The organism is Bacillus sp. MYb56, from assembly GCF_002976445.1.
GTDB classification, from domain to species: domain Bacteria; phylum Bacillota; class Bacilli; order Bacillales; family Bacillaceae_G; genus Bacillus_A; species Bacillus_A mycoides.
In genome coordinates, this window is sequence record NZ_PCOH01000020.1 from 103,196 (window position 1) to 115,198 (window position 12,003).

General features: G+C 36.1%; 11 protein-coding genes and 1 tRNA gene. 2 read left to right on the forward strand and 10 right to left on the reverse strand.

The features are described from left to right. Positions 1 to 12 precede the first annotated feature (12 nt). Both guaC and pepF read left to right on the forward strand, forming a co-directional pair. On the forward strand, positions 13 to 996 hold the full coding sequence (guaC, locus tag CQ058_RS21405; protein WP_002068771.1) for a GMP reductase: 984 nt from the start codon (positions 13 to 15) through the stop codon (positions 994 to 996). Positions 997 to 1,134: 138 nt separating this feature from the next. Further along, positions 1,135 to 2,952 carry an oligoendopeptidase F gene (pepF, locus tag CQ058_RS21410; protein ID WP_002191363.1) on the forward strand — a complete coding sequence of 606 codons (1,818 nt, stop codon included), beginning with the start codon at positions 1,135 to 1,137 and terminating at the stop codon, positions 2,950 to 2,952. 36 nt (positions 2,953 to 2,988) lie between these two features. Here pepF and CQ058_RS21415 read toward each other — a convergent pair whose 3' ends face one another. The 10 genes from CQ058_RS21415 to CQ058_RS21460 form a co-directional block, all read right to left on the reverse strand. After that, entirely contained in the window at positions 2,989 to 3,867 is an 879-nt protein-coding gene (locus CQ058_RS21415) for a radical SAM/SPASM domain-containing protein (RefSeq protein WP_002016446.1), read from the reverse strand. Positions 3,868 to 4,047: 180 nt separating this feature from the next. Next, positions 4,048 to 4,527: a 23S rRNA (pseudouridine(1915)-N(3))-methyltransferase RlmH gene (rlmH, locus tag CQ058_RS21420; RefSeq protein WP_002130178.1), complete on the reverse strand. Its 480-nt coding sequence runs from the start codon at positions 4,525 to 4,527 to the stop codon at positions 4,048 to 4,050. A gap of 59 nt (positions 4,528 to 4,586) precedes the next feature. Continuing rightward, positions 4,587 to 4,772 (reverse strand): CxxH/CxxC protein, encoded by a 186-nt coding sequence (locus CQ058_RS21425; RefSeq protein WP_001052825.1) that lies wholly within the window; start codon positions 4,770 to 4,772, stop codon positions 4,587 to 4,589. 53 nt (positions 4,773 to 4,825) lie between these two features. Further along, positions 4,826 to 6,013 (reverse strand): S1C family serine protease, encoded by a 1,188-nt coding sequence (locus tag CQ058_RS21430; protein ID WP_002035000.1) that lies wholly within the window; start codon positions 6,011 to 6,013, stop codon positions 4,826 to 4,828. A 63-nt stretch (positions 6,014 to 6,076) separates the two neighbouring features. Beyond that, on the reverse strand, positions 6,077 to 6,871 hold the full coding sequence (locus CQ058_RS21435; protein ID WP_105589962.1) for an MBL fold metallo-hydrolase: 795 nt from the start codon (positions 6,869 to 6,871) through the stop codon (positions 6,077 to 6,079). Next, entirely contained in the window at positions 6,855 to 7,691 is an 837-nt protein-coding gene (locus CQ058_RS21440; RefSeq protein WP_002130182.1) for a two-component system regulatory protein YycI, read from the reverse strand. Before CQ058_RS21440 ends, CQ058_RS21435 begins: the two co-directional genes overlap by 17 nt. Continuing rightward, positions 7,672 to 9,009 (reverse strand): YycH family regulatory protein, encoded by a 1,338-nt coding sequence (locus CQ058_RS21445; RefSeq protein WP_105589963.1) that lies wholly within the window; start codon positions 9,007 to 9,009, stop codon positions 7,672 to 7,674. Before CQ058_RS21445 ends, CQ058_RS21440 begins: the two co-directional genes overlap by 20 nt. Continuing rightward, on the reverse strand, positions 9,006 to 10,841 hold the full coding sequence (gene walK, locus CQ058_RS21450; protein WP_002166370.1) for a cell wall metabolism sensor histidine kinase WalK: 1,836 nt from the start codon (positions 10,839 to 10,841) through the stop codon (positions 9,006 to 9,008). The genes CQ058_RS21445 and walK overlap by 4 nt, the downstream gene beginning before the upstream one ends. Positions 10,842 to 10,844: 3 nt before the next feature. Next, positions 10,845 to 11,552, reverse strand: coding sequence for a cell wall metabolism DNA-binding response regulator WalR (walR, locus tag CQ058_RS21455; RefSeq protein WP_000971867.1), 708 nt, complete (start codon positions 11,550 to 11,552; stop codon positions 10,845 to 10,847). 282 nt (positions 11,553 to 11,834) lie between these two features. Further along, positions 11,835 to 11,907: transfer RNA gene (locus tag CQ058_RS21460), tRNA-Phe, on the reverse strand. Positions 11,908 to 12,003: the final 96 nt, after the last annotated feature.

The following is a 12,003-nucleotide window of genomic DNA, read 5'->3' on the forward strand; positions in this document are numbered from 1 at the left end:
GGGGTGTAAATGATGGAAAACGTATTTGACTATGAAGATATTCAATTAATTCCTGCAAAATGCATTGTAAATAGCCGATCTGAATGTGATACAACTGTCACTTTAGGAAAACATAAATTTAAATTACCTGTCGTACCTGCAAATATGCAAACGATTATTGATGAAAGAATCGCAACTTATTTAGCTGAAAATAATTACTTCTATATCATGCATCGTTTCCAACCAGAGAAACGAATTTCATTCATTAGAGATATGCAATCACGTGGATTAATTGCTTCAATCAGCGTTGGTGTTAAAGAAGACGAGTACGAATTCGTACAACAATTAGCTGCTGAGCAACTTTCACCTGAATACATTACAATCGATATCGCACATGGTCACTCTAACGCTGTGATCAACATGATTCAACATATTAAAAAACATTTACCAGAAAGCTTCGTTATCGCTGGAAACGTTGGAACTCCAGAAGCGGTAAGAGAATTAGAAAACGCTGGCGCTGATGCAACAAAAGTTGGCATTGGACCTGGTAAAGTTTGTATTACTAAAATTAAAACAGGCTTTGGAACTGGCGGTTGGCAGCTAGCTGCACTTCGCTGGTGTGCAAAAGCTGCAAGTAAGCCAATTATCGCTGACGGTGGTATTCGTACACATGGCGACGTAGCTAAATCAATTCGATTTGGAGCAACTATGGTTATGGTCGGTTCTCTATTCGCAGGTCATGAAGAGTCTCCAGGGGAAACAATCGAAAAAGATGGCAAACTTTATAAAGAGTACTTCGGTTCAGCTTCTGAATTCCAAAAAGGTGAGAAGAAAAACGTTGAAGGTAAGAAAATGTTCGTTGAGCATAAAGGTTCTTTAGAAGACACTTTAATCGAAATGGAACAAGATCTTCAATCTTCTATCTCTTACGCTGGTGGAACAAAATTAGACGCAATTCGTACTGTAGATTATGTAGTCGTGAAAAACTCTATTTTCAACGGTGACAAAGTATATTAATTTATAAATTTAACTAGAAGGACAAGCATTTTTTATGCTTGTCCTTCTTTTTCATGTATAAAAATGTAAAATATTTTCATTTCACTGAATTTTCTAGTATCATGTTTTTAGATACTTATAATAAGGGGGATATAACAAATGAAAAATGTAATTGAGAAACGCCTTATTCGCGCGGAAGTCTCTACTGAATTGACATGGGACCTTTCTGATTTATACGAATCTGATAAAGAGTGGGAAACTGCATTACGTGTATTAACAGACGATATAAAAAAACTTGATGCATTTAAAGGACAATTACACACTAGCCCCGCTACCTTATTAAATTGCCTACTTTTAGAAGAAGAGCTTTTAATGAAGCTAACAAAACTCGGCGCATATGCAAATTTAAAAGAATCCGCTGATCGTACAGATTCAGTTATTCAAGCGAACTCTTCCAAAATTTCCGCTCTAGGAACGAATGTACATACCGCACTATCCTTTATTCATAACGAAATTCTCTCATTTGAGGAGGGAACAATTGAAAAATATTTAACTGAGGAAATAAAACTTGAACCTTTCCGTAAATCATTACTAGAGATACTCAAAAAGAGGCAGCACACACTCTCTCCTGAAACAGAAGAAGCTCTTGCTGCACTCGGCGAAGTTCATAGTTCACCCTACAAAATTTACGGCATGACTAAATTAGCCGATATGGATTTCCCTTCTATACAAGATGAACAGGGAAATGATTTGCCTGTATCGTTTGCATTATTCGAAAGCAAATATGAGTTTTCTCCAAGCGCATATATACGTAAAAAAGCATATTCATCATTTGTTTCCACATTGAAACGATATAAAAATACAGTTGCAACAACATATGCTACTGAAGTAAAAAAACAAGTGGCGCTTTCTCGTTTGCGCAAGTACGAGTCCGTTACCCATATGCTTTTAGAACCTCAAAAAGTTCCACTTGAAATGTATAACAACCAACTAGATATTATTTATAACGAATTAGCGCCTCATATGCGCCGTTTTGCAGATTTAAAAAAGAATGTATTAGGGCTTGATCAAATGCTTTTCTGTGACTTACATGCACCGTTAGATCCTGAATTTAATCCAACAATCACTTACGAAGAAGCTGGCAAACTCATTCAAGATTCTTTAAAAGTATTAGGAAATGAATATAGTTCCATTATCGAAAAGGGCTTCAAAGAAAGATGGGTAGACCTTGCAGATAACGTAGGAAAATCAACAGGTGCCTTCTGTTCTAGCCCATACGGTTCTCACCCTTATATTTTAATTACATGGCAGGGTACGATGCGCGGGTGTTTCACATTAGCTCATGAATTTGGACATGCTGGTCATTTTTATTTAGCAAATAAAAATCAGCGTATTATGAATGTGCGTCCATCTATGTACTTCGTTGAAGCTCCATCAACAATGAATGAATTACTATTAGCCCAGCATTTACTTGCGACTACTGAAGATAAGAGAATGCGCAGATGGGTTATTCTGCAACTACTCGGCACATATTACCACAACTTCGTTACCCATCTACTTGAGGGAGAATATCAAAGAAGAGTATACGCTCTAGCAGAAGAAGGGCAAGCACTCACAGCTACAACTTTAACTGAAATAAAAACGAAGGTCCTTTCGACATTCTGGGGAGATTCCGTAGAAATTGATGAAGGCGCCGGTTTAACATGGATGCGTCAACCTCACTATTATATGGGCTTATATTCTTACACATATTCTGCGGGACTAACTGCTTCTACCGCTGTAGCTCAAATGATTAAAGAAGAGGGACAACCTGCTGTTGATCGCTGGCTTGATGTACTCCGTGCAGGCGGTACAATGAAACCACTTGAATTAATGAAACACGCTGGAGTAGACATGTCAAAACCAGATGCAATCCGTAAAGCCGTTTCTTACGTCGGTTCCTTAATTGATGAATTAGAACGTTCTTATCAAGAATAAAAATAAGCCCTCGCTTTATGAGGGCTTATTCTATATTTACTTTCCAAATCTTTTGCGGTATCCGCACTTTCTACATAGTTCTTCTACTGCAACCCTTTTTGAAAATCCATCTACAATATTGTTCGCTCTTTCGCCTTCAATAATATTAGAGAATGAATCATTATTAATATTTCCAAGATTAATAATTCCCTCACCATCTAGACAACAAGGAATAACCGTTCCGTTCGCTAAGATTCCAGCCTGATTTCGAAGACCATGACAGAATCCTTTTCCATCATCCTCTTCTTCATGCAATGCCGGCCACTGGAATTCATAGTCCTGATTAATAAAGACACGTTCCGCAATTTTTATACCTTTTCCCGGTGTAAGCTTCTCTTCAATTTGATAAGATAGATCAAACTCATTTTCAATTATAGATAATAAATCCCTATTTTTTTGGATTTCAGCATTTGTTTTATTATCCTGAGTTAAATTCCATAATCTTAGTGAAACGATTAAGTCCGATTGACTTGTTGCCTCTCTAATGAAAGAAAGTATACTCCTTACATAGCCCTCTTTATCTTGCGAACCTGGGTGTCCATCAAAACTGTGCAGTGAAAAATTCATTTGTCTTAACGCAGGCTTATTTAACAGTCTATGCCTTCTCTTATTAATTAACGTTCCGTTCGTTGTAATATTAACTTTAAACCCTTTTTCATGGCTTAAATCTAATAGTTGATCTATTTTCGGATGGAGCAACGGCTCACCCTTCACGTGCAAATAAATGTAGTCTGTGTGAGGTTTAATTTGGTCTAATCTTTTAGCAAAATCCTCTACAGAAATGAATTGCTTCTGCCTTTCCGTCGGCGGACAAAAGCTGCACGCAAGATTACATACACTCGTAATCTCCAAGTAAAACTTCTTAAACTTCTTCACCTTTAATTCCTCACTTCTATGACTACTTATACTTTTTCCCTCTTCATATTACAGCATATTTTTTTAGAAATAGAAACATACTTATTTTAGGAAATCTACATACCATCTATTAATGTTTAAAAGACCATCGGTGATTTTTGTCCAATGGTCTTTTTTACTCTTTATATACAAATGAAAAATTTATTTATGATACGGTTCACCACGATTAATCCGAAACGCTCTATACACCTGCTCAAGCAATACTAATCGCATTAATTGATGTGGTAATGTCATCTTCGAAAAAGAAAGAGATTCGTTTGAACGCTTCATTACTTCAGAACTAAGCCCCAGTGATCCACCAATTACAAATGTGATCTTGCTCTTTCCATATGTAGCAAGGCGATCTATACTTACCGCAAATTCTTCTGATGATTTTTGTTTTCCTTCTATAGCTAACGCAATGACATGCGTATCATCAGAAATTTTATCCAGTATACGAATACCTTCTTTTTCTTTTACAATTAACATTTCTGCTGCACTTAAATTTTCTGGTGCCTTTTCATCTGGCAATTCAATTACTTCTACTTTTGCGTAAGAAGATAATCGTTTTAAGTATTCTGCTATACCTTGTTTTAAGTATTTTTCTTTTAATTTTCCGATTGAAATAATCGAGATATTCACATTTATTCCCCACCTTACAAACACGTTATCCACAGGACTTATCCACATATCCACAAATGTTACCCACATATTGTGTGAGAATCTGTGTTCGATACAACATATGTCGCCTCATTTTGACAAAATTCACATGTTTTTTTCTCTTCTTCAGAGTTATCCACATTGTTAATAACCGGTGCGACTTCACACTCATCCACAATGATATCTAATGCTAATTCAACATGTTCTAAACAACAAGGTAAATTCATATCCCTCACCTCACTTTTCTACAATAGAAAACAGGAGGTAGGCCCTCCTGTTTTTAATACTTTTGAATGCCTAATTTCACCGTTGTTGTCGCTCGTTTTGTACCACGATAAAACGTAAGAGTCATTTTATCATTAATTTTTTTATTATATAAGGCCGTGCGGAACCCAATAATATCGTGCACCGCTTTTCCATCTACCGCCACAATAACATCATGTTCTCTAAGACCCGCATCCGTACCTGGCGAAGGACTTTTCACATCTAAAATGCAGACTCCTTCTGTTACGTTACCTGGTAAGTGTAATGTTTTTGACCAATAGTAACTCGGAATCTCATTTAATGATCTTAGTTCAATCCCAACGTAAGGTCTTCTTACTTTACCGTACTTTTCTAGTTCATTCATAATAGGAACAGCTCTCGTAACTGGAATAGCTAATCCAATTCCTTCTACTTCTTTTGCTGCAATTTTCATTGAGTTAATACCTATTAATTGTCCCGCTACATTTACAAGCGCTCCACCACTATTACCTGGATTAATTGCCGCATCTGTTTGCAATACTTCTACTTGCCAATCGTAATGTCCATCTTGATCTAAATCTACAGGAACAATACGCTCATTAGCCGAAATAATACCTTGTGTGACAGTTCCGGAAAATTGTAACCCCAGTGGATTTCCAATCGCAATAACTGGTTCTCCTCTACGAACGGTATTAGAGTCGCCAATTTCAATCACTTTCTTCACATGCTTCGCATCTATTTCTAGTACAGCTAAGTCAGTGACTACATCGGTTCCTAATACTTTACCTGGAATTTTCTTACCGTCACTTAAGCTCACTTCAATACGATTCGCCCCAGCAACAACGTGGTTATTCGTTACAATATACGCATGTCCATCTGTTCTCTTATAAATCACACCAGAGCCTGTACCAGCTTCCGAATCAGCCTCCGAAAAATTGTCTCGTTGAATATTAATAACACCAACAACAGCCTCTGAAGCACGATCCACAGCGTCTACAAAGCTAATCTGTTTAACAGGAACATTTCCACTTTGAGCTTCAGCCATATTTTTTTCACTTGCTTCAGCTTGCGGAAGCTTACCTGCATGATTTGAAAATAAAGGAGCTCCAAATGCAAATAATGAAGCCCCTACAATTGTCCCCGCTATGCTAGAAATGACAATACCTTTATGTTTCTTTTTGCCTGCACGTTTAATACGATATTTTTCTTCATCAATAAAGGACATATTTGTTCACCTATCTTCCTGAAAACAACTATATTCACCTTTATTGTTTACTAAAATGAAGAATTATACGTATTGAATTTTCGTAGGCACTTTTTGATCTGTATCATGTATTTCAAAGGATTCTCCAACCCCAAAACCTTTTTCTTCTAATACTTGTGATACAGACATACGCGCTAATTCTTTCATGTTATTATCTAAGCTTAAATGTGCTAAATAAATGTGTTTTGTCTCATCTGTAATAACATCAGCCATCGCTAATGCAGCGTCCTCATTACAAACGTGGCCAACGTCGCTTAAAATACGTCGCTTAATGCTCCATGGATAGCGTCCCATACGAAGCATTTCCACATCATGATTGCTTTCAAACACGAAAGCATTTGCTCCCTTAATAACACCTTTCATACGGTCACTTACGTAGCCCGTATCTGTAATAAGAGCTAACTTTCTATTATTGTTATGAAAAGCGTAAAACATCGGTTCCGCCGCATCATGAGAAACACCAAATGATTCAACTTCAATATCCCCAAATGTTTTCACGTCTCCTATTGAGAAAATGAATTTTTGATCAGTTGGGATATTACCTATTAAATGTTCCATTGCATTCCATGTTTTCTCGTTCGCATAAACAGGTAAATCATATTTACGCGCCAATACACCTAATCCTTTAATGTGATCACTATGCTCATGTGTTACAAGAATACCTGATATGTCATTTATATTCAGTTCAGCTTGTTTAAATAAAGCCTCTGTCGCTTTACCACTTAAACCTGCATCGACAAGCAGTTTTTTTTCATCTGTTCCTACATATAGCATATTCCCTGTACTTCCACTTGCAAGTACACTAAAATGCATGCTCATTCTTTCTCACTCCATTATGTTCTTCCGGCACTTGAGTTTCCCCTAATTCCATAACTTGTCCTTCAATTGCATTCACAAAAAAATCCTTTTTTTGTTCTGTCTTTAAGTTCCATGTTGGAGCAAGCACTTGTATATTAGAAGAAGACTCCGCAAGAGTCGCATATCCAATCTGCGCCTCTTTCACGTGCGTATTTTCTGCAATTTTATTTTTCAAATATATATTTTCTAAAGCTGTTTGAGCAGTAATAATTTCTTGTTCTTTCGTCTTTTCGCTTTCGCCCATTTCCTTCAAATCCGTTAACATTGTTTGTGTATACGAAATAAGCTCATTTTTTTCATTTAAATCTACAACAATCATCGCACGATTATTGTAGAAGATTGGTTTATCTTTATACTTTTGAAAGAAGTAAATTTTTGAGTCCTTTATTGCTCCAAACTCATATTTTTGTCCATCCAGCACATAATTTTTCAAAAACTCATTATACTTATCTTTTGACAATGATTTTGTATTTAAAAAAGGCTCTTTTAATTTACCCTCTATTTGATATTCGTCTTGCACATGCGCTGTCTGATTTTTTAAAGATTCCACATCTTCTTCTTTGAAACCCTTATTTTTCGCCATTATAAATGACTCTTTTTTCGGTTCTTTAGGAAAATTTCCCATAGTAATTTTTTCAGCTTTTAATTGTTGATCGATTTTCGTTTCCGTCACAAGTTCTAATTGATTACTATCTTGCTTTTGAATGAACTGAAAGATAAGAAAGAGGTCTAAAACAAAAAAGGTCACAATAAATATGGTCTTAATTCGATCCCAATCCATTTAGTCCCCCCTCACTCCACTCATATATTTGTTGCTTACCATCTTCTTCACATTTTACATACCATATCGGCTGTAAGACAGCGATTCTCACATCACTGATGGACGGTTCCAATGACATTTTATAACCAATACCAACATCCTGAATTGATTTTTTATCAATTTCTGGATTATTCTCTAGTGATGTCATCACTGTACGACCTGATGCGAGAGAAGTTGTTTGTTGTTTACTAGGCAAAGTAATACTGAACTCAAAAAAGGGTCTTTCATACTGCATAATTTCACCTGAACCCCATACTTGTTTTAATTCCGCTATTCCATTTGCATTAAATACAGGCAAACCATCCTCATATAAACGGAATGAAGTTTTCCTCCCATTAATATAATCAAAACGATAGGACTTCAAGGACCCACTATGCCCACTTACAAAGTCAAAACTTTTTTGTAAAATTACCGCATTATCCGTAGATTTATCACCATGTACAGCGGAATTTTTATATTTCAACATTGCATCTGACTTATCAATTTCCATAGAACGGATGCCATCTGTAAATGTTTCCTTTGTTTTCTCAGAAATAGGACTTAAATAACGTGGATCACTAAATAAAGCATTTTTAAATGGATCCACTTCTAGTTTAGCTGTAATATACTCTGCCTTACTTAAGGCCGTAATTCCCTCTGGTAAAAAAAGTTTTTTTGTATCATTTATTTGATACTCAAAATATGGTCTTGCTACTGTTATAAGTTGATTTTGAGCATTTATAATATCCTTTATATAAGCACCACTTAATGTTGCTTGATATATTTTATGAGGAGTATCATAGGAAACAAAGCTAACTTTAATTTCTTGATCCTTACTTCTAGAAGGATCAATTATAATACGATTAAAACTTCTGTTACTTTCTATGTTTTTATCTTTAATATTAAACATATTTTTAATCGTATCTAACGGGATATTTGTAGGAAAAACAAATTCAATTTTTTCTTCTCCGTGTACATAAGACAGAAAATCACCTTTAGGGACTGTCCCCGTTATTTCCTCGAAATTATGTAATTCTCCGTTTTCAAGAATTTTATAAATCGAATCCATATTTTCCTTCTTTTCGCTTACATAATGATTTTTCTCTTTATGAATAACGACAGAGGATGGGCGAACAACCTCCGAAATCTTTATCGTATTTATCTCTTCGTTACCTTGAACGAACTTTGTATTTTGCATAGAAGTAGAATCAGGAACATATGTCCACAAGTTAAAAGTAAGAAATAGACTAATGACAACCAAATTAATTAGAACTATCGTTTTAAAGTTTTCCATACTCATTCCCAATCGTCCTCTTCATCTGTCGCCATTGGCAATGTGAAATAAATAGTTGTCCCTTTTCCTTCCTCACTTTTCGCCCAAACCGAGCCGCCATGTGCCTCAATCATTTCTTTCGCAATGGCTAACCCAAGACCTGTACCACCCATTTGTCTCGAACGCGCTTTATCTACACGATAAAAACGTTCAAATATTTTATCTACATTTTCTTTCGGAATTCCCATTCCTTGATCACTCACACTAATCTCTAATAACTCCCCGCGGTCACGTAGGCGATATGTTACTGTACCACCTTCTGGCGAATATTTTAGTGCATTGGAAATAATGTTATATAAAACTTGTGTAATTTTGTCTGTATCCATATCAATAAATCGAGATTTTTTAGAGAAAGATCGTTTGAAGCTTACATTTTGCTCTTTAGACATTTCAAAACGATCGATAACGTTATTAAAGAAATCAGTAAAGTCAACCCATTCCTTCATTAAGCGATGTTCTGTACTATCTAGTTTAGATAGTTGTAACAATGCATTTACAAGCCTGATCATTCTTTCCGTTTCTTCTTGTGTAACTGTTAAAAATTGCGGTGCAATATTGGGATCTTGCCATGCTCCATCAGTAAGTGCTTCTAAGTAACTGCGCATCGTTGTTAACGGCGTTCTTAACTCATGAGATACGTTCGCAACAAACTCACGGCGCTCTTGTTCTATCCGCTCCTGCTCTGTTACATCATATAATACAGCAATTAAACCATTTGCCTTCCCTGTTTCTTTTTGAATAACAGAGAAACTAGCACGTAAAATATATGGTTCATTTCTCGTACTAAAATCTAATAAAACTGAATCCGGCTCTTCATATAAATGATCCAGTGTAAATTCTTCTTGTATTCCTAGCACTTCTAACACTGATTGATCTAGCGCCGTTTCACGCGAAACATTTAACATCTTTTCCGCAGGATCATTTAATAAAATGATATCCCCTTTTCGATCAGTAGCAATTACTCCATCTGTCATATGTGATAAAACGGATGATAATTTTCGTCTTTCACTTTCTGTGGAGGAACGAGCTTGTTGTAATTTTTTAGATAAATTGTTAAAAGATAATGCTAATTGTCCAATCTCATCGTGACTATGCACCTTTACTTTTCGCGAATAATTTCCTTTCGCCATTTCAATTGCTTGTCTTCGCATATCTGAAATTGGTCTCGTAATTGTTTGAGCCAATAAAATTCCAAGTACAGCTGTTACTAATAAAGCAATTACTGTCCCCGTTGCGAAAATTTGGTTGATGTCCTTCATTTGTTTATACACATCTTCCATAGATGCAACGATATGAATGACACCAAGTACCTCTCCGCCTGGCTCTTTTAGAATAGGGGTAATCATAACTTGAACTCGATGACCTGTATTTCCATCTTTCTCAATCTTTGACTCTGGTTTCTTTTGTACCATTACCCGTTGTACAGCTGTATCTGCTGACGTTCTTCCTACCTTATTTTGCTTAGACCCGTCTGAAATTGCCATTAATTTTTTAGTAGAATCAATTACACTTACTTCTTGAATATCTTTCTTACGATCTGATGCGAATTTTTGAATCGAATCATTAATAGCTTTATCTACTGATTCTGTTTTAGGACGTTCTTTTACAAACTCTTGCTTCAGGTTATAAGAAAGTAGATTTGTTTGCTGCGTTAAGGAATCTTGAAAGCCTTTTACAAGGCTTTTTTCTAATTCCCTGACGAAATATACACCAATTACTTGCATTGCTATTAATATTAACAGCATATATATGAGCACAAATTTTAAATGAATAGATTGAAAAAAACCAACTTTCTTCATAAACTATTCCTGTTCTGGGTCACGCAAGTAATACCCTACCCCACGTCTAGTTACAATTAAAGTAGGATGACTTGGATTATCTTCAATTTTTTCGCGTAAACGACGTACTGTTACGTCTACTGTACGTACATCTCCAAAATAATCATAACCCCAAACTGTTTGTAATAAATGTTCACGAGTCATAACTTGACCTAAATGCTTCGCTAAATAATGTAGTAATTCAAATTCACGATGTGTAAGCTCAATGCTTTCTTCACGCTTTGTTACACTATAAGCGTTCGAATTGATAACGATTGGTCCAATAACCATTTCGGTATTTTCTTCTTTCTCTGCAGCACCACCCTGCTGATGGCGACGTAAATTCGCTTTCACACGAGCAAGTAACTCCCTCGTACTAAATGGCTTCGTTACATAATCATCTGCCCCAAGCTCAAGCCCTAATACTTTATCAATTTCAGAGTCTTTTGCTGTAAGCATAATAATTGGCATTTCTGAGCTTTTACGTATTTCACGACATACCTCTAAACCGTCTTTTCCCGGTAACATAATATCTAATAAAACCATATCTGGCTGTTCTTCATTTGCTTTTTCAATCGCCTCATCACCATCATGCGCCATTACAATTTCAAAACCTTCTTTTTCTAGGTTGAACTTCAAAATATCCGCAATTGGTTTTTCATCATCAACTACTAAAATTTTCTTTCCCATCATCGTCTATTTCCTCCTTATAAAAATATGATCAATAATCCTCAAACATATTGGTGTTTCTATAGTATGTTCCTATATGACAACAATCTTAGCCTAAGTATTTCTCCTCTATTCTCATAGACTCATGTATCATCCACTTTTACACGGAATCCTATACGATCTATAGAAAAACCTCTAGCTTCAACTGCTAGAGGCTCCTCATTCTATTGTAAAATAACTACCCACATTTGTAAAACTGGACAAAATAAAAAGGATATTAAGTGGGCCCACTTAATATCCTGAGAGTGGCTCGGGACGGAATCGAACCGCCGACACGAGGATTTTCAGTCCTCTGCTCTACCGACTGAGCTACCGAGCCAAAACTATATATAAAACCACTAATGGTGGTATAAACAAAAGTGGCGGTCCCGACCGGGGTCGAACCGGCGATCTCCTGCGTGACAGGCAGGCATGT

Excerpts from the sequence above, each read along its gene's own strand:
- guaC (WP_002068771.1), top strand. The coding sequence starts at position 13 with ATGGAAAACGTATTTGACTATGAAGATATTCAATTAATTCCTGCAAAA.
- pepF (WP_002191363.1), top strand. The coding sequence starts at position 1,135 with ATGAAAAATGTAATTGAGAAACGCCTTATTCGCGCGGAAGTCTCTACT.
- CQ058_RS21425 (WP_001052825.1), bottom strand. The coding sequence starts at position 4,772 with ATGAATTTACCTTGTTGTTTAGAACATGTTGAATTAGCATTAGATATC.
- CQ058_RS21430 (WP_002035000.1), bottom strand. The coding sequence starts at position 6,013 with ATGTCCTTTATTGATGAAGAAAAATATCGTATTAAACGTGCAGGCAAA.
- CQ058_RS21435 (WP_105589962.1), bottom strand. The coding sequence starts at position 6,871 with ATGAGCATGCATTTTAGTGTACTTGCAAGTGGAAGTACAGGGAATATG.
- CQ058_RS21440 (WP_002130182.1), bottom strand. The coding sequence starts at position 7,691 with ATGGATTGGGATCGAATTAAGACCATATTTATTGTGACCTTTTTTGTT.
- CQ058_RS21445 (WP_105589963.1), bottom strand. The coding sequence starts at position 9,009 with ATGAGTATGGAAAACTTTAAAACGATAGTTCTAATTAATTTGGTTGTC.
- walK (WP_002166370.1), bottom strand. The coding sequence starts at position 10,841 with ATGAAGAAAGTTGGTTTTTTTCAATCTATTCATTTAAAATTTGTGCTC.
- walR (WP_000971867.1), bottom strand. The coding sequence starts at position 11,552 with ATGATGGGAAAGAAAATTTTAGTAGTTGATGATGAAAAACCAATTGCG.